General features: G+C 59.5%; 19 protein-coding genes. 14 read left to right on the forward strand and 5 right to left on the reverse strand.

Annotation, left to right across the window (positions count from 1 at the left end; translation table 11 throughout):
* The first annotated feature begins 126 nt into the window (after window positions 1-126).
* From ACTJK7_RS04025 to hemE, 11 genes are all read left to right on the forward strand, one after another.
* A complete protein-coding gene (locus ACTJK7_RS04025; protein ID WP_085746416.1) occupies window positions 127-1,191 on the forward strand; it encodes a pilus assembly protein PilM in 1,065 nt (354 codons plus the stop codon).
* Complete coding sequence (locus tag ACTJK7_RS04030; RefSeq protein ID WP_440779997.1) at window positions 1,191-1,757, forward strand: PilN domain-containing protein; 567 nt, start codon at window positions 1,191-1,193, stop codon at window positions 1,755-1,757. Before ACTJK7_RS04025 ends, ACTJK7_RS04030 begins: the two co-directional genes overlap by 1 nt.
* Complete coding sequence (pilO, locus tag ACTJK7_RS04035) at window positions 1,754-2,377, forward strand: type 4a pilus biogenesis protein PilO (protein WP_085654413.1); 624 nt, start codon at window positions 1,754-1,756, stop codon at window positions 2,375-2,377. Before ACTJK7_RS04030 ends, pilO begins: the two co-directional genes overlap by 4 nt.
* A complete protein-coding gene (locus tag ACTJK7_RS04040; RefSeq protein WP_039766425.1) occupies window positions 2,374-2,898 on the forward strand; it encodes a pilus assembly protein PilP in 525 nt (174 codons plus the stop codon). Before pilO ends, ACTJK7_RS04040 begins: the two co-directional genes overlap by 4 nt.
* A gap of 14 nt (window positions 2,899-2,912) precedes the next feature.
* Window positions 2,913-4,991, forward strand: a complete 2,079-nt coding sequence (pilQ, locus tag ACTJK7_RS04045; RefSeq protein WP_085654412.1) for a type IV pilus secretin PilQ — start codon at window positions 2,913-2,915, stop codon at window positions 4,989-4,991.
* Window positions 4,992-4,995: 4 nt separating this feature from the next.
* Entirely contained in the window at window positions 4,996-5,514 is a 519-nt protein-coding gene (gene aroK, locus ACTJK7_RS04050) for a shikimate kinase AroK (RefSeq protein ID WP_011332081.1), read from the forward strand.
* A 152-nt stretch (window positions 5,515-5,666) separates the two neighbouring features.
* Complete coding sequence (aroB, locus tag ACTJK7_RS04055; protein WP_129972288.1) at window positions 5,667-6,767, forward strand: 3-dehydroquinate synthase; 1,101 nt, start codon at window positions 5,667-5,669, stop codon at window positions 6,765-6,767.
* A 10-nt stretch (window positions 6,768-6,777) separates the two neighbouring features.
* Window positions 6,778-8,385, forward strand: a complete 1,608-nt coding sequence (locus tag ACTJK7_RS04060; protein WP_064382839.1) for an AAA family ATPase — start codon at window positions 6,778-6,780, stop codon at window positions 8,383-8,385.
* A gap of 350 nt (window positions 8,386-8,735) precedes the next feature.
* Window positions 8,736-13,181, forward strand: a complete 4,446-nt coding sequence (gltB, locus tag ACTJK7_RS04065) for a glutamate synthase large subunit (RefSeq protein WP_064382840.1) — start codon at window positions 8,736-8,738, stop codon at window positions 13,179-13,181.
* Between the two features lie 33 nt (window positions 13,182-13,214).
* Window positions 13,215-14,633: an FAD-dependent oxidoreductase gene (locus ACTJK7_RS04070; protein WP_007909438.1), complete on the forward strand. Its 1,419-nt coding sequence runs from the start codon at window positions 13,215-13,217 to the stop codon at window positions 14,631-14,633.
* A 246-nt stretch (window positions 14,634-14,879) separates the two neighbouring features.
* Entirely contained in the window at window positions 14,880-15,947 is a 1,068-nt protein-coding gene (gene hemE / locus ACTJK7_RS04075; RefSeq protein WP_440779995.1) for a uroporphyrinogen decarboxylase, read from the forward strand.
* A 71-nt stretch (window positions 15,948-16,018) separates the two neighbouring features.
* On the opposite strand, the gene ACTJK7_RS04080 is transcribed toward hemE, so the two are convergent.
* Window positions 16,019-17,233, reverse strand: a complete 1,215-nt coding sequence (locus ACTJK7_RS04080; RefSeq protein WP_234420622.1) for an MFS transporter — start codon at window positions 17,231-17,233, stop codon at window positions 16,019-16,021.
* Window positions 17,234-17,411: 178 nt separating this feature from the next.
* Here ACTJK7_RS04080 and ACTJK7_RS04085 point away from each other — a divergent pair, with 178 nt between their 5' ends.
* Window positions 17,412-18,308, forward strand: a complete 897-nt coding sequence (locus ACTJK7_RS04085) for a LysR family transcriptional regulator (protein ID WP_039766450.1) — start codon at window positions 17,412-17,414, stop codon at window positions 18,306-18,308.
* Here the strand turns inward: ACTJK7_RS04085 and ACTJK7_RS04090 are convergent, their stop codons facing one another.
* The 3 genes from ACTJK7_RS04090 to ACTJK7_RS04100 all read right to left on the reverse strand — a co-directional run bounded on the left by ACTJK7_RS04090 (window position 18,309) and on the right by ACTJK7_RS04100 (window position 19,724).
* Window positions 18,309-18,746: a hypothetical protein gene (locus tag ACTJK7_RS04090; protein ID WP_064382846.1), complete on the reverse strand. Its 438-nt coding sequence runs from the start codon at window positions 18,744-18,746 to the stop codon at window positions 18,309-18,311. It lies immediately after the preceding gene.
* A gap of 318 nt (window positions 18,747-19,064) precedes the next feature.
* Complete coding sequence (locus ACTJK7_RS04095; protein ID WP_108559205.1) at window positions 19,065-19,319, reverse strand: hypothetical protein; 255 nt, start codon at window positions 19,317-19,319, stop codon at window positions 19,065-19,067.
* Window positions 19,320-19,394: 75 nt separating this feature from the next.
* Window positions 19,395-19,724, reverse strand: coding sequence for a DUF6124 family protein (locus ACTJK7_RS04100; protein ID WP_108559208.1), 330 nt, complete (start codon window positions 19,722-19,724; stop codon window positions 19,395-19,397).
* A 341-nt stretch (window positions 19,725-20,065) separates the two neighbouring features.
* Between ACTJK7_RS04100 and ACTJK7_RS04105 the strand changes: the two genes are divergently transcribed.
* Window positions 20,066-20,668 (forward strand): helix-turn-helix domain-containing protein, encoded by a 603-nt coding sequence (locus ACTJK7_RS04105; RefSeq protein WP_108559210.1) that lies wholly within the window; start codon window positions 20,066-20,068, stop codon window positions 20,666-20,668.
* Entirely contained in the window at window positions 20,652-21,530 is an 879-nt protein-coding gene (locus ACTJK7_RS04110; RefSeq protein ID WP_108559212.1) for a queuosine precursor transporter, read from the forward strand. The genes ACTJK7_RS04105 and ACTJK7_RS04110 overlap by 17 nt, the downstream gene beginning before the upstream one ends.
* A gap of 51 nt (window positions 21,531-21,581) precedes the next feature.
* On the opposite strand, the gene queC is transcribed toward ACTJK7_RS04110, so the two are convergent.
* Window positions 21,582-22,280 (reverse strand): 7-cyano-7-deazaguanine synthase QueC, encoded by a 699-nt coding sequence (gene queC / locus ACTJK7_RS04115; RefSeq protein ID WP_108559214.1) that lies wholly within the window; start codon window positions 22,278-22,280, stop codon window positions 21,582-21,584.
* Window positions 22,281-22,395 lie beyond the last annotated feature (115 nt).

Consider the following 22,395-nt stretch of genomic DNA (forward strand, 5'->3'; position numbering starts at 1 on the left):
AAAACGCTGGGCATTATAAGCACTTTTCCGCTGGGGGCGTCATTTGCGCTTCTGTCAAGACGGGGCGAGGGAACGCAATGCGCATTACAGAGTCCGTAACTCACGGAAAGTCATAGGGAATTGGTAGTGCTAGGACTCTTCAATAAAAAGGCCAATACGTTACTGGGGATCGATATCAGCTCCACGTCGGTGAAGCTGCTGGAGCTGAGCCGTCAGGGGGAGCGCTACCGGGTCGAGGCGTATGCGGTGGAGCCGTTGCCGGCGAACGCCGTGGTCGAAAAGAACATCGCCGAACTCGAGGGCGTCGGCCAGGCCCTGTCCCGGGTGCTGGTCAAGGCGCGCACCGGGCTGAAAACCGTGGCGGTGGCGGTGGCGGGCTCGGCGGTGATCACCAAGGTCATCGAGATGGACGCCGGGCTGTCCGACGACGAGCTGGAAAACCAGCTCAAGATCGAAGCCGATCAATACATTCCCTATCCGCTGGACGAGGTCGCCATCGACTTCGAAGTCCAGGGCGTTTCGCCGCGCAACCCTGAACGGGTCAACGTGCTGCTGGCCGCCTGTCGCAAGGAAAACGTCGAAGTCCGCGAAGCGGCGCTCGCTCTCGCCGGGCTGACTGCGCGGGTGGTGGATGTAGAGGCGTATGCGCTGGAGCGCTCGTTCGGCCTGCTGGCCACGCAACTGGCCGCGTCCCAGGATCGGTTGACGGTGGCGGTGGTCGACATCGGCGCCACCATGACCACCCTCAGCGTCCTGCACAACGGCCGGATCATCTACACCCGCGAACAACTGTTCGGCGGCCGACAGCTGACCGAGGAAATCCAGCGCCGTTATGGCCTGACCCTTGAACAGGCGGGGCTCGCCAAGAAGCAGGGCGGCCTGCCGGACGACTACGTCAGCGAGGTGCTGCAACCGTTTCGCGAGGCGCTGGTGCAGCAGGTGTCGCGCTCCCTGCAGTTCTTTTTCGCCTCCGGCCAGTACAACGCTGTCGACCACATTCTGCTGGCCGGCGGCACGGCGTCGGTGCCCGGCCTCGACCGGCTGATCGAAGAGCGCCTGAACACGCCGACCCAGGTTGCCAACCCGTTTTCCGACATGGCCTTGAGCAGCAAGGTCAACGCCGGGGCCCTGGCGAGCGATGCGCCGGCCCTGATGATTGCCTGCGGGCTCGCGCTCAGGAGTTTCGACTGATGGCGCGGATCAACCTTTTACCCTGGCGCGAGGAGCGCCGCGAAGAACGGCGCAAACGCTTCCTGCTGGTCTTGACCGGTGTGGTGGTCGGTTCGGTGGGGGCGGTGCTCATTGCCGATCAGATCATCAGCGCCGCCATCGCCCGGCAGGTCGCGCGCAATGACTACATCGGCAAGCAGATCGCCGTGGTCGACGAGCGGATCAAACAGATCAGCGAGCTCAAGGCCCATCGCCAGCAACTGGTGGAGCGCATGCGCATCATCCAGGACTTGCAGGGCAACCGGCAGATCAGCGGGCGGATCTTCGATCAGCTGGCGCGCACCTTGCCCGACGGGGTGTATTTCACCGACGTGAAAATGGTCGGCAAGACCCTGTCGATCAGCGGCGCGGCGGAGTCCAACAATCGCGTGTCCGACCTGATGCGCAACCTCGACGCCTCCGACTGGTTCGATGCGCCCAACCTCAATGAAGTGAAAGCCACCACCGCTGGCCAGGTGGATCAGGCCAACGTCTTTCAGCTGACCGTTCGCCAGACTCGTCCCCGGCTCGAGGAGGACGACCAATGAAGCCGTCCGAGTGGCTGGACAGCCTGCGCAATGTCGATTTCAACGACCTCGATACCAGCAACATCGGCTCCTGGCCGCCAGTGGTCAAAACACTGGCCGGCGGGCTGTTGATGGTGCTGGTCCTGGCGCTTGGCTATAACTTTTTCATCAGTGACCTGGAGAGCCAGCTCGAGCTCAAGCGTGAGGAGGAGGTCACCCTCAAGGAGCAATTCGCGAGCAAGGCGCACATGGCGGCCAATCTGGAGCTATACACCCAGCAGATGAAGGAGATGGAAAACTCGTTCGGCGTGCTGTTGCGGCAACTGCCCAGTGACACCGAGGTGCCAGGGTTGCTGGAAGACATCACCCGTACCGGGTTGGGTAGCGGTCTTGAATTCGAAGAGATCAAACTGCTGCCGGAGGTCACCCAGCAGTTCTACATCGAGCTGCCCATCCAGATCACCGTGACCGGGGCCTATCACGACCTTGCCACCTTCGTCAGCGGCGTGGCCGGGCTGCCACGGATCGTCACCCTGCACGATTTCGAGCTGGCGCCGGCCAATCCCGAAGGCGGGCCGAAGTTGCGCATGAGCATTCTCGCCAAGACCTACCGCTACAACGACAAGGGGCTGCAGAAATGAGCCCGATCCGTTTTATCGCCTTGTCGGCATTGTTATTGGTGCTCGGTGGCTGTGGCGGCGATGACTTCAGCGACCTCGACGCCTACATGAATGAAGTGCGCCTGCGTCCGCCGGGCAAGATCGAGCCGACTCCGACCTTCCGCTCCTACCCGACGTTCACCTACAGCGCCGCCAATCTGCGCAGTCCGTTTTCGCGCCAGTTGCGGGTCGATCTGGCCGGGCAGAAACACGGTTCGCGCGACGTGAAACCCGATCCCAACCGGGTCAAGCAATACCTCGAAGGTTTCAACATCGAGCAGTTTGAAATGGTCGGCACGATTGCCAACGCCTCCGGTTCCTTCGCCCTGCTGCGAGGCGCGGGCGGGGTCCATCGGCTCAAGGTCGGCGACTATCTGGGGCGCAACGACGGGCGCATCGTCGCCATCAGCGCTTCACAGGTCGAAGTGGTGGAGATCGTTCCGGACGGCCAGGGCGCCTGGCTTGAGCGGCCGCGCACCATTCCTTTGAAAGAGCATTCATAAGTGGAAGTCGAACAATGAACAGGATTTTCTCCACCCTCGGTTTCTCGCTATGGATAGCGCTGCTTTCGCCGATGGTACAGGCAGCCAATCTGAAGGCGCTGGACGTCGCGGCACTGCCGGGCGACCGGGTCGAGTTGAAGCTGTCGTTCGACGGCCCGCCTCCGCAGCCCAAAGGCTACACCACCGATTCGCCGGCGCGGATCGCCCTCGATCTGCCGGGTGTCGCCAGTCAGCTGGCGAGCAAGACCCGTGACCTGGGCAGCGGCAATGCCCGCACGGCCACGGTGGTCGAGGCCAATAACCGGACGCGGCTGATCATCAGCCTGACGCAACTGGCGCCTTACGACACCCGGGTCGAAGGCAATACGGTATTCGTGGTGGTCGGGCAGGGCAGCAAAACCGCTGCTCCGCGTACGGCGGCTCGTGCACCGCGTGCGGCACCGGCGGCAGCGCCGGTCCGCACGTATACGCCGACCGCCAGGGCCATTCGCGGCGTGGATTTCCAGCGTGGCACGGCGGGTGAGGGCAATGTGGTCATTGATCTGTCCGACCCGGCCATTGCCCCGGACATTCAGGAACACGACGGCAAGATCATCCTCAATTTCGCGCGTACCCAATTGCCCGAGCCGCTGCGGGTGCGCCTCGACGTCAAGGATTTCGCCACCCCGGTGCAGTTCGTCAATGCCGGTGTCAGCGGTGATCGCGCGACGATCACCGTCGAACCCAGCGGTACGTTCGACTATTCCACCTACCAGACCGACAACAAGCTGACCGTCAGCATCCGGCCGTTGACCGTCGATGACCTGCAAAAGCGCAACGCCGACCGCAACAGCTATAACGGCGAAAAGCTCTCTCTCAACTTTCAGGACATCGATGTGCGTTCGGTGCTGCAACTGATCGCCGACTTCACCAACCTCAATCTGGTGGCCAGCGATACGGTGCAGGGCGGGATCACCTTGCGGCTGCAAAACGTGCCGTGGGATCAGGCGCTGGATCTGGTGCTCAAGACCAAAGGCCTGGACAAGCGCAAGGTCGGCAACGTGTTGCTGGTGGCGCCGGCCGATGAAATCGCTGCGCGCGAGCGGCAGGAGCTGGAATCGCAGAAACAGATCGCCGAACTGGCGCCGTTGCGCCGCGAGCTGTTGCAAGTGAACTACGCCAAGGCCGCGGACATCGCCAAGCTGTTCCAGTCGGTCACCAGCGCCGAGGCGAAGGTCGACGAACGGGGTTCGATCACCGTCGATGAGCGGACCAACAACATCATTGCCTACCAGACTCAGGATCGCCTCGACGAACTGCGGCGGATTGTGGCGCAGCTGGATATTCCGGTGCGTCAGGTGATGATCGAGGCGCGGATCGTCGAGGCCAACGTCGATTACGACAAGAGCTTGGGCGTGCGCTGGGGAGGTTCGATTCAGAACAAGGGCAACTGGAACACTTCCGGGGTCAGCAACGGTTCGTCGACCACCATTGGCACGCCGGGCAGCACCAGCACCAACTCGCCGTTCGTCGACATGGGCACGGTCAACAACACGTCCGGGATCGGCATCGCGTTCATCACCGACAACGTCTTGCTCGACCTTGAGCTGACCGCGATGGAGAAGACCGGCAACGGCGAAATCGTCTCGCAGCCCAAGGTGGTCACCTCCGACAAGGAAACCGCGAAGATCCTCAAGGGCACCGAGATTCCGTACCAGGAAGCCAGCTCCAGCGGCGCTACGTCGGTGTCCTTCAAGGAGGCGTCGCTGTCGCTGGAGGTGACGCCGCAGATCACCCCGGACAACCGCATCATCATGGAGGTCAAGGTCACCAAGGACGAACCGGACTATCTGAACAAAGTGCAGGATGTACCGCCGATCAAGAAAAACGAGGTCAATGCCAAGGTGCTGGTGAACGACGGCGAGACCATCGTGATCGGGGGCGTTTTCTCAAATACTCAAAGCAAGGTTGTAGATAAGGTGCCATTTCTTGGCGATGTGCCGTATCTTGGCCGCCTTTTCCGGCGTGATGTGGTTTCGGAGAAAAAATCCGAGCTGCTGGTCTTTCTCACTCCGCGTATCATGAATAACCAGGCGATTGCTGTGAGTCGTTGATTCTGTGCGAAATTTGATTCTTGTAGGACCGATGGGGGCTGGAAAAAGCACCATCGGCCGATTACTGGCCAAAGAGCTGCGCCTGCCGTTCAAGGATTCCGACAAGGAAATTGAACTGCGTACGGGCGCCAATATTCCGTGGATCTTCGACAAGGAAGGCGAGCCCGGCTTTCGTGACCGTGAGCAGGCGATGATCGCCGAGCTGTGCGCGTTCGACGGCGTGGTGCTGGCGACCGGCGGCGGCGCGGTGATGCGCGATGCCAACCGCAAGGCCCTGCACGAGGGCGGGCGGGTGGTGTATCTGCACGCCTCCGTCGAACAGCAAGTCGGCCGCACCTCTCGCGACCGCAACCGGCCGTTGCTGCGCACCGCCAATCCGGAGAAAACCCTGCGCGATCTGCTGGCGATCCGTGATCCGCTCTATCGGGAAATCGCCGATCTGGTGGTGGAAACCGACGAGCGGCCACCGCGCATGGTCGTGCTCGATATTCTCGACCGCCTGGCGCAGCTTCCGCCCCGTTAAAGCATCGCTCGAAATGCGCTATCCTCGGCGTCCTGTTACAGCCCGCCGAGGTTGTGGCGGATGGCGAGCGAGCGGCGTCATACCCGCTATAGGCCGCAGACAACCAATAATTCAGGGCAGGACGCCTGCTTCCATCTTCACTGTGGGGACACATGCAGACACTCAAGGTCGACCTAGGCGAGCGCAGCTACCCGATTCACATTGGCGAGGGACTGCTGGACCAGCCAGAGCTGCTGGCCCCGCATATCCATGGGCGGCAAGTGGCAATCATCTCCAACGAGACCGTTGCGCCGCTCTATCTCGAACGTCTGACCCGCAGCCTGGCGCAGTTTTCGGTGGTTTCCGTGGTGCTGCCCGACGGCGAAGCCTTCAAGAACTGGGAAACCCTGCAACTGATCTTCGACGGCCTGCTGACCGCCCGTCATGACCGCCGCACCACGGTGATCGCCCTCGGTGGCGGTGTGATCGGCGACATGGCCGGTTTCGCCGCCGCCTGCTACCAGCGCGGCGTCGATTTCATCCAGATTCCTACCACGCTGCTGTCACAGGTCGATTCTTCGGTGGGCGGCAAGACCGGGATCAACCATCCGCTGGGCAAGAACATGGTCGGCGCGTTCTATCAGCCGAACGTGGTGCTGATCGATACCGCGTCCCTGAAGACCCTGCCAGCGCGTGAGCTCTCGGCTGGCCTGGCGGAGGTCATCAAGTACGGTCTGATCTGCGACGAGCCGTTCCTGACCTGGCTCGAAGACAACGTCGACGCCCTGCGTGCGCTGGATCAAGCGGCCCTGACCTATGCCATCGAACGCTCCTGCGCCGCCAAGGCGGCGGTGGTCGGCGCCGACGAGAAGGAAACCGGCGTACGGGCCACGCTCAACCTCGGCCACACCTTTGGCCACGCCATCGAAACCCACATGGGCTATGGTGTCTGGTTGCATGGTGAAGCGGTCGCCGCTGGCACCGTGATGGCGCTGGAAATGTCCGCGCGCCTGGGCTGGATCAGCGAGCAGGAGCGCGATCGTGGCATCCGCCTGTTCCAGCGTGCCGGTCTGCCGGTGATTCCGCCGGAAGAGATGACCGAAGCCGATTTTCTTGAACACATGGCAATTGACAAAAAAGTGATCGACGGTCGCTTGCGCCTGGTGCTGCTGCGCCGGATGGGCGAAGCGGTGGTGACCGACGATTATCCGAAAGAGGTTCTACAGGCCACGCTGGGAGCGGATTACCGCGCTCTGGCTCAGCTTAAAGGTTAATAAGATTCCGATGACTAGTTTGCATGCCGACGAGGCGTTCCTCGGCCATTTCCAGTTAAGTCACGACCCTTTCGCACCGCGGGTGCCGGGCTTCAAATTCTTCCCGGCCCAGCGCAAGCCGGTGCTGGGTCAACTGCATCACTTGGCTCGTTACAGTCAGTTGCTGCTGGTGGTCACTGGCCCGCAGGGCAGCGGCAAGACCCTGCTGCGCCAGGCGCTGGTTGCCAGTACCAACAAGCAATCGGTGCAGAGCGTCGTCGTTTCCGCCCGTGGCGCCGGCGATGCAGCCGGTGTGCTGCGCCAGATCGCCCAGGCGCTGGACGTGGCCCAGGCCGAAGTCGGGGCGATCCTCGATCAGGTCGTGCAGCTGGCGCTGACGGGGCAGGAAGTCTATCTGCTGGTGGACGATGCCGAGCAGCTCGACGAGTCCGCGCTTGAAGCGCTGATGGCGCTGGGCGCCGGCGCGCCGGAAGGTCGCCCGCATGTGTTCCTGTTCGGTGAGTCGTCGCTGATCGCACAGCTCGAGGCTTTGCACCTTGAGGAAGAGCGCTTCCACGTCATCGAATTGCAGCCGTACACCGAAGAAGAAACCCGCGAGTATCTCGACCAGCGGCTTGAAGGCGCCGGCCGGGGTGTCGAACTTTTCACCGCGGATCAGATCTCTGATATTCACGAAAGCTCCGAGGGTTGGCCGGGCAACATCAACCAGGTTGCTCGCGATGCTCTGATCGAAGTCATGATTGCCAGCCGCTCTGCGGTCAAGCGTCCAAGTATGGGGTTCAACATGCCGAAGAAACACGTATTGGCGATTTCCGCCGTCGTTGTGGTCGCGGTCGCTGCCGCCTGGCTGATGCCGGGTCGCAACAAGGCACCGACCACCGGTGCGCCGGCCAACGAGCAGGCGCAACTGCCCTTGGGCCAGGGTGCGCCGCAAGCGGGTGGCGCACCGTCCGTCGAATTCAACGGCAATACCCAGCCGATGCCGCTGCCATTGGTCGGCAACTCGCAGCCGGTAATGCGCGGTCCGCTGGCTGAAGCCGCTGGGGGCATCACTGAGGGCGACGACGGCGTGCCGGTCGAAGGTTCCAGCAACACGCCACCGACCGTGACCACCACCGCGCCACCCGCGGGCGTTCAGGCCGGTCCGGCTCCTACGCCAGTTCCGGTTCCTGTCCCGGCGGCCAAGCCGACCCCGGCGCCGACCCAGGTCGCTACCGCCAAGCCTGTGCCTGCTCCGGCAGCTCCAGCGGCCAAACCGGCTCCGGCGCCTGCCAAGCCTGTTGCCGCCGCCAAACCGGCCGAGAAGCCGGTCACCGTCGCCAAGGCTGCCGGTGGCAGCTGGTACGCCGGTCAGCCGACCAGCAACTACGTGGTGCAGATCCTCGGTACCAGCTCCGAAGCGACCGCGCAAAACTTCGTCAAGGAGCAGGGCGGCGAGTACCGTTATTTCAAGAAAGTCCTCAACGGCAAGCCTCTCTACGTGATCACCTACGGCAACTTCGCCAATCGTGATGCAGCCGTTTCTGCCATCAAGGCCTTGCCAGCGAAGGTTCAGGCTGGTAAACCTTGGCCTCGCACTGTCGCCAGCGTCCAACAGGAACTGGCAACAACTCGCTGAAGATTCGGCGGCCTTACCCAGGCCGCCTCTCCAAGCACCTCAAAATCTCTACAAGTGCGCGCCGTCTCTACAGACCGCGTGCCTTGTGGTGTCTGCGTCACAGTAGTCTTTGAGTCGTTGCGGTCAAAATTAAAAAAGTTTTGACTAGCACAGCAGATCGCTTTAAACCTTTCACAAATGCGACATGAATTTGCGACATTTCGTCGTCAAATTTGTGAGCCTCTGTGTCGCTGTGTACAATGACCACCCTTTTGCCCCCGCAAAGCCGGCGTACGTTCGGCGCGGCAAGCAAGTGGTTGAATTGAAAAGAAATTTGCCTCGGTAAGAGGCAGCCTGGTGAGAAAGTGTCTATGAAAGCAGGTCTGTACCAACCAGATGAATTCAAGGATAACTGCGGTTTCGGCCTGATAGCCCATATGCAGGGCGAGCCCAGTCATACCCTTTTGCAAACGGCCATCGAGGCCCTGACCTGCATGACCCACCGCGGTGGGATTAATGCCGACGGCAAGACCGGTGACGGTTGCGGTCTGCTGATTCAAAAGCCCGACGCGTTCCTGCGTGCCATTGCCCAGGAAACCTTCAGCGTCGAGCTGCCCAAGCAATATGCCGTGGGCATGGTCTTCTTCAATCAGGATCCGGCCAAGGCCGAAGCCGCTCGCGAGAACATGAACCGCGAGATCCTGGCCGAAGGCCTGCAACTGATCGGCTGGCGCAAAGTGCCGATCGATACCAGCGTCCTCGGCCGCCTGGCCCTTGAGCGCCTGCCGCAGATCGAGCAGGTGTACATCGGCGGCGAAGGCCTGAGCGATCAGGATATGGCGGTCAAGCTGTTCAGCGCCCGTCGTCGCTCGTCCGTGGCCAACGCCGCCGACACCGACCACTACATCTGCAGCTTTTCCCACAAGACCATCATCTATAAAGGCCTGATGATGCCGGCCGACCTGGCCGCGTTCTATCCGGACCTGGGTGACCAGCGCCTGCAAACCGCGATCTGCGTGTTCCACCAGCGCTTCTCCACCAACACCCTGCCGAAATGGCCGCTGGCTCAGCCATTCCGCTTCCTCGCCCATAACGGCGAGATCAACACCATCACCGGTAACCGCAACTGGGCTCAGGCCCGTCGGACCAAGTTCACCAACGATCTGATGGATCTGGAAGAACTCGGCCCGCTGGTCAACCGTGTCGGTTCCGACTCCTCGAGCATGGACAACATGCTCGAACTGATGGTCACCGGCGGCATCGACCTGTTCCGTGGCGTGCGGATGATCATTCCGCCAGCGTGGCAGAACGTCGAAACCATGGACCCGGATCTGCGTGCGTTCTACGAGTACAACTCGATGCACATGGAGCCGTGGGACGGCCCGGCCGGCGTGGTCATGACCGACGGTCGCTACGCGGTGTGCCTGCTCGACCGTAACGGTCTGCGCCCGGCGCGCTGGGTCACCACCAAGAACGGTTTCATCACCCTCGCGTCGGAAATCGGCGTCTGGAACTACCAGCCTGAAGACGTGCTCGCCAAGGGCCGTGTCGGCCCGGGCCAGATCTTCGCCGTGGACACCGAAACCGGGCAGATCCTCGACACCGACGCGATCGACAACCGTCTGAAATCCCGTCATCCGTACAAGCAATGGCTGCGCAAGAATGCCCTGCGCATCCAGGCGACCATGGAAGACAACGATCACGGTTCGGCTTTCTACGACGTCGATCAGCTCAAGCAATACATGAAGATGTATCAGGTCACGTTCGAAGAGCGCGATCAGGTACTGCGTCCGCTTGGCGAGCAAGGCTACGAAGCCGTCGGCTCGATGGGCGACGACACGCCGATGGCCGTGCTGTCCCAGCGCGTGCGCACGCCGTACGACTATTTCCGTCAGCAGTTTGCCCAAGTGACCAACCCGCCGATCGACCCGCTGCGTGAAGCGATCGTGATGTCGCTGGAAATCTGCCTCGGTGCCGAGCGCAACATCTTCCAGGAATCGCCGGAACACGCTTCGCGCGTGATCCTCAGCTCGCCGGTCATTTCCCCGGCCAAGTGGCGTTCGCTGATGAACCTCGACCGCCCGGGTTTCGAGCGGCAGATCATCGACCTCAACTACGACGAAAGCGTCGGCCTCGAAGCGGCGATCCGCAACGTCGCCGATCAGGCTGAAGAAGCCGTGCGTGCCGGTCGTACCCAGATCGTTCTGAGCGACCGTCATATCGCTCCGGGCAAACTGCCGATCCACGCTTCGTTGGCCACCGGCGCGGTGCACCATCGCCTGACCGAAAAAGGCCTGCGCTGCGACTCCAACATCCTCGTTGAAACCGCCACCGCCCGCGATCCGCACCACTTCGCCGTGCTGATCGGTTTCGGCGCCTCGGCGGTCTACCCGTTCCTGGCCTACGAAGTGCTGGGCGACCTGATCCGGACCGGCGAAGTACTGGGCGACCTCTACGAGGTGTTCAAGAACTACCGCAAAGGCATCACCAAAGGTCTGTTGAAGATCCTGTCGAAGATGGGCATCTCGACTATCGCGTCGTATCGCGGTGCTCAGTTGTTCGAAGCGATCGGCCTGTCCGAGGAAGTTTGCGAGCTGAGCTTCCGTGGTGTACCGAGCCGCATCAAGGGTGCGCGTTTCGTTGACATCGAAGCCGAGCAGAAAGCACTGGCTACCGAAGCCTGGAGTCCGCGCAAGCCGATCCAGCAGGGCGGTCTGCTGAAGTTCGTCCACGGTGGCGAATACCACGCGTACAACCCGGACGTGGTCAACACCCTGCAAGCCGCCGTGCAGCAGGGCGATTACGCCAAATTCAAGGAATACACCTCGCTGGTGGACAACCGTCCGGTGTCGATGATCCGCGACCTGTTCAAGGTCAAGACTCTCGACACTCCGCTGGACATCAGTGAAGTCGAGCCGCTGGAATCGGTGCTCAAGCGCTTCGACTCCGCCGGTATCTCGCTGGGCGCCCTTTCGCCGGAAGCTCACGAAGCCCTGGCCGAAGCCATGAACCGCCTCGGTGCGCGTTCCAACTCCGGCGAAGGCGGCGAAGACCCTGCGCGCTACGGCACTATCAAGAGCTCGAAAATCAAACAGGTCGCGACCGGCCGTTTCGGTGTGACCCCGGAATACCTGGTCAACGCCGAAGTGCTGCAGATCAAGGTCGCCCAGGGCGCCAAGCCGGGCGAGGGCGGGCAACTGCCGGGCGGTAAAGTGAACGGGCTGATCGCCAAGCTGCGTTACGCAGTGCCGGGCGTGACCCTGATTTCGCCACCGCCGCACCACGACATCTATTCGATCGAAGACTTGTCGCAGCTGATCTTCGACCTGAAACAGGTCAACCCGAAGGCGCTGGTTTCGGTGAAACTCGTGGCTGAAGCAGGCGTCGGCACCATCGCCGCCGGTGTGGCCAAGGCCTATGCGGACTTGATCACCATCTCCGGCTACGACGGTGGCACCGGTGCTTCGCCTCTGACCTCGATCAAATACGCTGGCGCTCCGTGGGAACTCGGCCTGGCCGAAACCCACCAGACCCTGCGCGGCAACGACCTGCGCGGCAAGGTTCGGGTCCAGACCGACGGCGGCCTGAAGACCGGCCTCGACGTGATCAAGGCAGCCATCCTCGGCGCCGAAAGCTTCGGCTTCGGTACTGCGCCGATGATCGCGCTGGGCTGCAAATACCTGCGCATCTGCCACCTGAACAACTGCGCCACCGGCGTCGCGACCCAGAACGAGAAGCTGCGCAAGGATCACTACATCGGCACCGTCGACATGGTGGTGAACTTCTTCACCTACGTCGCCGAAGAAACCCGTGAGTGGCTGGCCAAGCTCGGCGTGCGTTCCCTCGAAGAGCTGATCGGCCGCACCGATCTGCTGGAAATTCTCGAAGGGCAGACTGCCAAGCAGCATCACCTGGATCTGACCCCGCTGCTGGGCAGCGATCACATCCCGGCGGACAAGCCTCAGTTCTGCGGCGTCGAGCGCAACCCGCCCTTCGACCAGGGCCTGCTGGCCGAGAAAATGGTCGAGATGGCAACGTCGGCGATCAACGATCTCAGCGGCGCCGAGTTCGATCTGGATATCTGCAACTGCGACCGTTCGATCGGCGCACGGATCTCCGGCGAAATCGCGCGCAAGCACGGCAACCAGGGCATGGCGAAAGCGCCGATCACCTTCCGCTTCAAGGGTACTGCCGGTCAGAGCTTCGGCGTGTGGAACGCCGGCGGTCTGAACATGTACCTGGAAGGCGACGCCAACGACTACGTCGGCAAAGGCATGACCGGTGGCAAGCTGACCATCGTGCCGCCGAAGGGCAGCGTTTATAAGACTCAGGAAAGCGCCATCATCGGCAACACCTGCCTGTACGGCGCCACGGGCGGCAAGCTGTTCGCCGCCGGCACCGCAGGCGAGCGTTTCGCCGTGCGCAACTCCGGTGCCCACACGGTTGTGGAAGGCACTGGCGATCACTGCTGTGAGTACATGACCGGTGGTTTTGTCTGCGTACTGGGCAAGACCGGTTACAACTTCGGCTCTGGCATGACCGGCGGTTTCGCCTACGTGCTCGACCAGGACAACACCTTCGTTGACCGGGTCAACCACGAACTGGTGGAAATCCAGCGGATCAGCGGCGAAGCGATGGAAGCCTATCGCAGCCACCTGCAGAACGTGCTGAACGAGTACGTCGCGGAAACCGACAGCGAGTGGGGTCGTGAGCTCGCCGAGAACCTCGATGACTACCTGCGTCGTTTCTGGCTGGTCAAGCCGAAGGCTGCCAACCTGAAGTCGTTGCTTTCCAGCACCCGTGCCAACCCGCAGTGATATGCGCCTGAAGAGTTTGATGAGGTTTTAACAATGGCTGAACGTCTGAATAACGACTTCCAGTTCATCGATGTCGGGCGCAAGGATCCGAAGAAGAAACTGTTGCGTCAACGCAAGAAAGAGTTCGTGGAAATCTACGAACCGTTCAAACCCCAGCAGTCGGCCGACCAGGCCCACCGCTGCCTGGGTTGCGGCAACCCGTATTGCGAATGGAAGTGCCCGGTGCACAACTTCATTCCGAACTGGCTGAAGCTGGTGGCCGAGGGCAACATCCTCCAGGCCGCCGAGCTGTCGCACCAGACCAACACCCTGCCGGAAGTCTGCGGCCGGGTGTGCCCGCAGGATCGTCTGTGCGAGGGTGCCTGCACCCTCAACGACGGCTTCGGCGCGGTGACCATCGGTTCGGTCGAGAAGTACATCACCGACACCGCGTTCGCCATGGGCTGGCGCCCGGACATGTCCAAGGTCAAACCGACCGGCAAGCGTGTCGCGATCATCGGCGCGGGCCCGGCGGGCCTCGGTTGTGCCGACGTGCTGGTGCGCGGCGGCGTGACTCCGGTGGTGTTCGACAAGAACCCGGAAATCGGTGGTCTGCTGACCTTCGGCATCCCCGAATTCAAGCTTGAGAAGACCGTGCTGAGCAATCGCCGCGAAGTCTTCACCGGCATGGGCATCGAATTCCGCCTCAACACCGAGGTCGGCAAGGACGTGACCATGGAGCAACTGCTCGCCGAATACGATGCCGTATTCATGGGCATGGGCACCTACACCTACATGAAGGGCGGTTTTGCCGGTGAGGATCTGCCGGGCGTTTATGACGCGCTGGATTTCCTGATCGCCAACGTCAACCGCAACCTGGGCTTTGAAAAGTCGCCGGAAGATTTCGTCGACATGAAAGGCAAGAAGGTCGTGGTATTGGGCGGTGGCGACACGGCGATGGACTGCAACCGCACGTCGATCCGCCAGGGCGCCAAATCGGTGACCTGCGCCTATCGTCGTGACGAAGCGAACATGCCTGGCTCGCGCAAAGAGGTGAAAAACGCCAAGGAAGAAGGCGTGAAATTCCTCTACAACCGCCAGCCGATCGCCATCGTCGGCGAGGACAAGGTCGAAGGCGTGAAGGTGGTCGAGACCCGTCTCGGCGAACCGGACGCCCGTGGCCGTCGCAGCCCCGAGCCGATCCCGGGCTCCGAAGAGATCATCCCGGCCGACGCCGTGGTCATCGCGTTCGGTTTCCGCCCGAGCCCGGCGCCATGGTTCGAACAGTTCGAGATCCAGACCGACAGCCAGGGCCGCGTGGTTGCGCCCGAGCAGGGTCAGTACAAGCACCAGACCAGCAACCCGAAAATCTTCGCCGGTGGCGACATGGTGCGCGGTTCCGACCTGGTGGTGACGGCGATCTTCGAAGGCCGCAATGCGGCTGAAGGGATCCTGGATTACCTGGGCGTCTAAACCTTCCTCTGATCGTTCCCACGTCGAGGCGTCGAACCGTCTGCGTGGGAATGCCTCCCGGGACGCTCTGCGTCCCAAAAGGCGTGACGCGGAGCGTCACTGGCGGCGTTACCACGCGGAGCGTGGGAACGATCTTCTGTGAAAAAAACGCGACAAATTGACCCGATAGACAAAAGGCTGACCTGCATCCGTGCCTTTTGCGTCGCGCTCTGAGAAAATGCCCGCACTTTTTTTCCGGATGCCGACATGACTGCCCTGAAGAACGACCGTTTCCTCCGCGCCCTGCTCAAGCAACCCGTAGACGTCACCCCAGTGTGGATGATGCGCCAGGCCGGCCGCTACCTGCCGGAATACCGCGCCAGCCGCGCCCAGGCCGGTGATTTCATGAGCCTGTGCATGAATCCGGAATTCGCCTGCGAAGTCACGCTGCAACCGCTGGACCGCTATCCGCAACTGGACGCGGCGATCCTGTTCTCCGACATCCTCACCATTCCCGATGCCATGGGCCAGGGCCTGTACTTCGAGACCGGTGAAGGTCCGCGCTTCAAGAAAGTCGTCAGCACCCAGGCCGACATCGAAGCCCTGCCGATCCCGGATCCGCACAAGGATCTCGGCTACGTGATGGACGCCGTCAGCACCATCCGCCGCGAACTGAACGGCCGTGTACCGCTGATCGGTTTCTCCGGCAGCCCGTGGACCCTCGCCACGTACATGGTCGAAGGCGGCTCGTCGAAAGACTTCCGCAAGACCAAGGCGATGCTCTACGACAACCCGCAAGCCATGCACCTGCTGCTGGACAAGCTGGCGCAGTCGGTGACTTCGTACCTGAACGGCCAGATCCAGGCCGGTGCACAAGCGGTGCAGATCTTCGATACCTGGGGCGGCAACCTGTCGGCGGCGGCGTATCAGGAGTTCTCCCTGGCCTACATGAAGAAAATCGTCAGCGGCCTGATCCGCGAGCACGACGGTCGCAAGGTGCCGGTGATCCTGTTCACCAAGAACGGCGGCCTGTGGCTGGAAAGCATCGCCGAGGCTGGTGCCGACGCACTGGGCCTGGACTGGACCTGCGACATCGGCAACGCCCGCGCCCGCGTGGGCGACAAGGTCGCGCTGCAAGGCAACATGGACCCGACCGTGCTCTACGCCAAGCCGGAAGCGATCCGCACCGAAGTCGGGCGCATCCTCGCCAGCTACGGCAAGGGCAGCGGCCACGTGTTCAACCTCGGCCACGGCATCACGCCGGAAGTCGATCCGGAACACGCTGGCGCTTTCCTGCGTGCGGTGCACGAGTTGTCGGCGCAGTATCACGAGTAATCGGCGCTCAGCGCTAAAGGTAGAAAACAAAAACGCCCGGCTTATGCCGGGCGTTTTTTTGTGGGCGGGAATCAGGCTTTGACGCCACCCAGCGGCGGCAACTTCGCCAGCTTCAACGCCACCAACAGCGCCACCAGCAACAGCGCGCCGATGAACAGGCCAATCCCGTTCCACCCGGCCAGGTGCCAGAACACCCCGCCTGCCGTCCCCGCGATGCTCGACCCGGCGTAATAGCTGAACAGGTACAACGACGACGCCTGGCCCTTGGCCTTGAGCGCCCGGCGGCCGATCCAGCTGCTGGCCACCGAGTGGGCGCCGAAGAAGCCGAAGGTGAAGATCAGCATGCCAATGATCACCAGCGGCAGCGGTGTGAACATGGTCAGGGCGAGGCCGGCGAACATCAGCGCAATGGTCGCCCACAGCACTTTGCGGCGCCCCAGTTTGTCGGCCAGCGAACCGATTTTTGCCGAGCTGTAGATGCCTGACAGGTACACCACCGACAGCAGCCCCACGAACACTTGATCCATGTGGTACGGCTCGGCCAGCAGGCGATAACCGATGTAGTTGAACAGGGTGACGAACGCGCCCATCAGCACGAACGCCTCAAGGAACAGCAGCGGCAGACCAGCATCGCGAAAGTGCATGGTGAAGCCGTCGAGCAGGCTGCGCGGGTGCAGCGAGCGGGAGCGAAAGTTGCGCGACTCGGGCAGGATTTTCCAGAACACCGCCGCTGCAATCAGCGCCAGGCCGCCGATCACCATCATCGCTGTGTGCCAGCTGACGAAGTCGATCAGTACGCCGGTGATCAACCGCCCGCTCATCCCGCCAATCGCGTTGCCGCCGATGTACAGACCCATCGCCAGCCCGATGTGCTGCGGATGGATTTCCTCGCTCAGGTACGTCATCGCCACCGCCGCCAGGCCACTCAATGACAGCCCGATCAGCGCGCGCATGATCAAGACGCCATGCCAGCTCGGCATCATCGAACTGGCGATGGTGCATAGCGCAGCAGCAAACAGCGCGGCAACCATCACCGGTTTGCGCCCGACCCGATCGGAAATCGGGCCGGTGATCAGCAGACCGAACGCCAGCATGCCGGTGGCCACCGACAGGATCAGGCTGCTCTGCGCCGCGTTGATCGAATATTCGTGGGACAGCAGCGGCATCATCGGCTGCACGCAGTACAGAAGGGCAAAGGTCGCGAAGCCTCCGCTGAACAGCGCGAGCACCGTGCGCATGAACGCGGGCGTGCCTTTCTCGATGTAGATCTCTTGCAGTTCGGTCATCACATCGTCCGCCGCAGCGGGCGGGACTTCATGGGCCAGTGGAGCGACGGCGGTTTTCACATCAGACCTCGGAGGGCGCGGGCAGACAGGCAATGAAAAAATCATATAGCTGGCTAATGTTTCTATCCAATATATTGTTCGACCTGTTTGATAGCTTTAACGACCTAATGGGGTGCCCATGGAATTACGTCATCTGCGCTACTTCATCGCCGTCGCCGAAGAACTGCACTTCGGCCGCGCCGCACAGGTGCTGGGCATCTCCCAGCCACCGCTGAGCCAGCAGATCCAGGCGCTGGAACAGGAAGTCGGCGCGCGGCTGTTCGAGCGTACCAATCGTCGGGTCGAGCTCAGCGAGGCCGGGCGGCTGTTTCTGGAGGAAGCGCGGCTCGTGCTCGCGCAAGTCGATAAAGCGGCCGATGTGGCTCGCCGCGCGCAACTGGGTGAACTTGGTGAGCTGAAGATCGGCTTCACCTCGTCGGCGCCGTTCAACTCGACCATTCCCCAGGCGATTTTTTCCTTCCGCCAGCGCTTCCCTGCCGTGCACCTGAATCTACGGGAGATGAGTAGCACCATGGTCGCCGACGCGCTGGTGGACGAATCGATCGAAGTCGGCATCATGCGACCGCTGGGGTTGCCGGATTCGCTCAGCGTGGTCGAACTGATGCGCGAGCCGCTGGTGGCCGTGCTCAGCTCCAAACATCCGCTGGCGCAGGGCTCTGAAGAGGGGCTGTTCCTCTCGGCGCTGGCACTTGAACCGTTCGTGTTCTTCCCGCGCAGTTACGGCAGTGGTCTGTATTCACAGTTGATCAGCCTGGCCCGCGACGCGGGATTCAGTCCGCACTTTGCCCAGGAGGCCGGCGAAGCCATGACCATCATCGGTCTGGTGGCAGCCGGTCTAGGCGTGTCGGTCATGCCGGCCTCGTATCAGCGGATGCGCATCGACGGCGTGGTCTACCGGCCGCTGCTCGATCCCGAGGCCGTGACGGCGGTTTGGCTGGTGCAGCGCAAGGACCAGAAATCGCCGATGGCCAAGGCATTTGTCGAACTGCTCACGCGCAAGGTTGAAGCTGGTTGATCAAGGCAGCCGCACCAGATCACCCTTCAACGCCACCCGCGTGACAAAGATGCCGGCGCGACATTCGTAAGTGTTCAGATCCTTGCGCACATGCTGGTCGTAGTAGCTGACGATGTTGGTCACCGCATTCGCCCCGACGCGCTTGGCCTCGGCTTGCAGCGCAATCAGATTCGACTGCAACACCCACTCGCAGGAGTCGTGATCGCTCTTGTTGAAACCGTTGGTCTTCAAGTCGCTGACCACCCCGCGCTGCAACAACCGCTGAGTCCCCTGAGGCCCGTTGCCGACCAGATAAAACTTCACACTGCCATCCAGCCGCCCGGCGCGCATCGCATCCGACACAACGGTTTCGAACGGCATGTACATCAGGTTGGTGGCGTGGCTGGCGCCGGGCAGCAGACCGAGAAGGGCGGCGGTGATCAGGGCTTTCGCTTGCATGGTCATCTCCTTGACGGTGAAAGAGAACCGCGAGTACTTGACCGACCGGGCTCGCCGTTCCGGCAGGCACTGTGCGTTGGCCTGTTTGAGCGAGTGTAGATGGTGCTTGCGAAGGTGCAGCGAAATGCCAGCGTTGTCGGGAGTACCTTTTCAGGCAATACTGCCGGCGTTCCCGAAAGGGGCTTGTGAGACTCTGAGGATCCTGGGCATCCAGCCATCGCAGAGCCAGACAGGTGACAGGCGATGACAAGCCAACCTGTTTGTGCAAGGGCGCCGAGGCGCCCTTCGTCGTTTCTGAAGGTTTGATTGCATTAACTCCTAAGCCGAAACCTCATCCTGCAATCTGCGCCCGATCACATCCAACAAGTCGCAGCCATCGCGCAACGATGTGACCAATACCTTCGCCAACTCACTGTAAATGCCCTCGCTGAACGCCAGGTTTTCGAGAAACTGTGTCGCTGTGCGTATGCGATAGACGGCTATTTCGTGAAGTACGTCCAGTGGTGCTTCAGTGTCGATCAGCAGTGAAGGTATTTCGCAGTCAATTCCGGTGATAGGTCTGTATCGATCCATGACAGAAGAACTCCATTAGGTAAAAGGCGCGGGTATTCGGTAGTCAGTGTTTTTTTCGTGAAAGCGCGGGCTCTCTCAAGGCGGATCCAGGTTGTCCAGCGCCCTATTGACCAGCAACTCGCTCAGGACGGTGAGCTGCTGAATAGCCAACGTTATGTTCCGCTGCGGCCCTTCTACCTCGCCCGCGAGATTCGTAGCCATGACATTGAGTGAAGCGAGGTTTTCGCATGCATGGCAAAGCAATGACTCAGTGTCGACATCCGGCAGGATCGTGAAAATGTGGCTGACCGTCTCCTGTTTACGCAAGCGGTGGGAGGTGACGGGGACAGTCGTTCGGGTTTGGTCGAGCATGTCTGGATTACTTGTGCCCAAGGATTGCGGGTGGTCGGAATCAACTTTTTCCATTTCGGAACTCCCTCTGGTTTTTTAGTGAATAGCGGCATCCAACTCCAGTTATTCATAGGTGCTCAGCGAAGGAAGTGGATGACGAATGTATTTATAACTAATAATTTCGCTTCTATTAATCAAATAATTGAACGTTTGTGTAATTAAATGATTCTTTGTAGGTGTATGTAAGTAAGCTCTCTAAATGCTGTGGGATTTATCCTCTATATTGTGTTTGGTATTCAACATCGAATTAAACATGCTGCTGTGGATGTACAATTCATCCGCGTATGGCAGCATTCTGCATAGTTCCGACGAGTAGCGGATGCGTTTCAACCTATCAAGTGATTGGCAGATATTTAATGCATAAGAAAGAAAAAACAGAAAAACTAAAAAAGAATATTAAGTACCTGATAGAAAGCCGAGGTGAAACAAGAATTTCACTGTGTAGCTCCAGCGGGTTAACCAGGACAACCATCTACAATATTCTGGAAGGTAGAGTGGTTAACGTACAGGAATCTACAATCCGGAAGATCTCGGATTTTTTCGGGGTGTCTTACAAAGAGATAGAAACAGTCGATTTTGAAGAGCGGGAGATAATTGAATCCACTGTTTCTTTGCACGGGAATATGAATCCAGCCGCAGTGCCGGTCATCAAGGAAAGCTTGTTGCTTCAGAGTTTGGAGAAAAGGATTGGCGAATTGGCTATATCGCAACCTTTGACCTATTACTTCGGAGCGGCGAGTAATCTGATAGGTGTGCTTTTGGAGAGTGAGATAGTCGGTGCCAATGAAGTGGGTGACCTTCTGATAGTTAGGAAAGGCGTATCGATTAGTAGGGGTGAAAAGCTTGTATATGACAAGCGTACTAGAAAACTTACCATCGTCGCCGACTCGGAGTTTGATGCTGATGTACTTGTCATAGGGGAATTGATAGAGGAAAGGTTTAATGTCGGAAGGTATTGAGGCTGTAAGCAGCAAATATAAGCTGCTGGGGTTTGAGCCGGATAAGAAGCTCGCTGTAGTAATGGTTGTCTCAACCGGGAAGCTGATTAAACTGAAATTGGCAGAGCTGATAAAAAGTGATTTGATAGATAATCTCAGCAGAGCCGAAGTCAAAAGTATATACAGGAAATATTATTCTACGAGTACAGCCGTGACCGCCTATGATATGACCGATCGGCATGAGCGATCCTGGATGGTCTACGTTGTATTAAACCTGTTGCTCTTGGTGTTGTATGTGTTCTCGAATATTGGTGCCACGAAGCTGATATATATCGAGCAATTTGACGTCGTTTTAACTCCAGGAGTTTTTCTCTATCCTCTAACCTTTCTTGTAGTCGATATGTTGAATGAGTTGTATGGGTTCAAGCTAGCAAGAAGAGCAATTTTTTTTGGATTCCTGAGCAATGCGCTGATCATTTTATTGTTGAGTGCGGCAAAAATGATGCCGGGAGTGCCGGATTGGAAACTTGATGCACCTTATGGTGAGGTGGTATCGCATGTTTCCTCGGTGTTGTTGGCCTCATCGGTTTCGTTTCTGTTTTCCGAATATATTAATTCATACCTCTTGTGCAAAATTAAGCAGTTGACAAACTCCAAGTATCTCTTTTTGCGTGTCTTTTTTAGCACGTTTTTTGCAGTTTTGATCGATAGTGTACTTTTTTGCTTTATAGCTTTTTATGGTGTGCTGGAGAGTAATGAAATATTGTCAATCGTGATGGTGCAAATCACTATCAAGATGTTTTTCGCATTTTTCAATGTTTTTCCCGCGTACGGAGCAAGGTCGCTTTTTAGAAGGTTTGTTGCGGAGAGTAAGGTCGCGTAATGGCATCAGGGGAGGGGCGTTATTACGCTCCTCCTCCTGTTCGTTGGGGAGTTAGCTTAAGCTCAATCGATATCTCAAACTGTTTGTGAATTTTTTCTTGTTTTTCAGGAAGTCGTCTAGCCCCTTCGAGCGAAGGCCACAAGCATCACATTCCTCACAGCCACTAGCCTTTATTCCGTTATAGCAAGACAGTGTATGTTCGCGAACAAAATCGAGTTGGCCATGATAGTTGGCCAGCGCCCAGATTTCGGCCTTGGTCAGCCACATCAATGGCGTTTCAAGCTGCAGTTCATATTCCATGCCTAAGTTGATAGCTTCATTTAGCGTTTTAACGAAATCATCACGACAATCCGGGTAGCCAGAAAAATCTGTTTCGCAGACACCTGTAATCACAGTCTGAGCCCGAATTTGATACGCATAAACCGACGCCAGCGTTAAAAACAGAATGTTTCTTCCAGGTACGAACGTGTTGGGCAAATCGCTTCCGAATGAATTGGCGGACGGTACGGGGATGTTGTCACGCGTCAGGCTACTGATGGTCAAGTCGTTGAGTACCTTCACGTCCAGCACGCTGTGTGCAGTCACACCCAACTCTTTCGCTAGTCGACGTGCTACGTCGATTTCTGCGCGATGGCGTTGGCCATAATCAAACGTAATACAGTGAATTTCGTCGTACATCGGCAAGGCATGGATCAAACAGGTGGTTGAATCCTGACCGCCGCTGAAAACGATAACCGCTTTTTTACGCATTTTTTCGTCCTTGAGGTGTGCCGCTTGATCGCGGCACCACTGACCTTACAGAGTAGAAAATGCGCTGAATGTGGGACGTTTCCGAAAAGAAACGCTGAGCTTTCCTTGTGTGCAG

The sequence above is a fragment of the Pseudomonas sp. 22085 genome, assembly GCF_052045815.1.
Taxonomy (GTDB): domain Bacteria; phylum Pseudomonadota; class Gammaproteobacteria; order Pseudomonadales; family Pseudomonadaceae; genus Aquipseudomonas; species Aquipseudomonas glycinae.

Bases quoted from the DNA above. Each gene is read 5' to 3' on its own strand.
- aroB (WP_129972288.1), top strand. From the start codon at position 5,667: ATGCAGACACTCAAGGTCGACCTAGGCGAGCGCAGCTACCCGATTCAC.
- ACTJK7_RS04080 (WP_234420622.1), bottom strand. From the start codon at position 17,233: ATGACCGAACTGCAAGAGATCTACATCGAGAAAGGCACGCCCGCGTTC.
- ACTJK7_RS04085 (WP_039766450.1), top strand. From the start codon at position 17,412: ATGGAATTACGTCATCTGCGCTACTTCATCGCCGTCGCCGAAGAACTG.
- ACTJK7_RS04100 (WP_108559208.1), bottom strand. From the start codon at position 19,724: ATGGAAAAAGTTGATTCCGACCACCCGCAATCCTTGGGCACAAGTAAT.
- ACTJK7_RS04030 (WP_440779997.1), top strand. From the start codon at position 1,191: ATGGCGCGGATCAACCTTTTACCCTGGCGCGAGGAGCGCCGCGAAGAA.
- ACTJK7_RS04110 (WP_108559212.1), top strand. From the start codon at position 20,652: ATGTCGGAAGGTATTGAGGCTGTAAGCAGCAAATATAAGCTGCTGGGG.
- hemE (WP_440779995.1), top strand. From the start codon at position 14,880: ATGACTGCCCTGAAGAACGACCGTTTCCTCCGCGCCCTGCTCAAGCAA.
- queC (WP_108559214.1), bottom strand. From the start codon at position 22,280: ATGCGTAAAAAAGCGGTTATCGTTTTCAGCGGCGGTCAGGATTCAACC.
- pilO (WP_085654413.1), top strand. From the start codon at position 1,754: ATGAAGCCGTCCGAGTGGCTGGACAGCCTGCGCAATGTCGATTTCAAC.
- pilQ (WP_085654412.1), top strand. From the start codon at position 2,913: ATGAACAGGATTTTCTCCACCCTCGGTTTCTCGCTATGGATAGCGCTG.
- ACTJK7_RS04090 (WP_064382846.1), bottom strand. From the start codon at position 18,746: ATGCAAGCGAAAGCCCTGATCACCGCCGCCCTTCTCGGTCTGCTGCCC.
- ACTJK7_RS04095 (WP_108559205.1), bottom strand. From the start codon at position 19,319: ATGGATCGATACAGACCTATCACCGGAATTGACTGCGAAATACCTTCA.
- ACTJK7_RS04060 (WP_064382839.1), top strand. From the start codon at position 6,778: ATGACTAGTTTGCATGCCGACGAGGCGTTCCTCGGCCATTTCCAGTTA.
- gltB (WP_064382840.1), top strand. From the start codon at position 8,736: ATGAAAGCAGGTCTGTACCAACCAGATGAATTCAAGGATAACTGCGGT.
- ACTJK7_RS04040 (WP_039766425.1), top strand. From the start codon at position 2,374: ATGAGCCCGATCCGTTTTATCGCCTTGTCGGCATTGTTATTGGTGCTC.
- ACTJK7_RS04105 (WP_108559210.1), top strand. From the start codon at position 20,066: ATGCATAAGAAAGAAAAAACAGAAAAACTAAAAAAGAATATTAAGTAC.
- ACTJK7_RS04070 (WP_007909438.1), top strand. From the start codon at position 13,215: ATGGCTGAACGTCTGAATAACGACTTCCAGTTCATCGATGTCGGGCGC.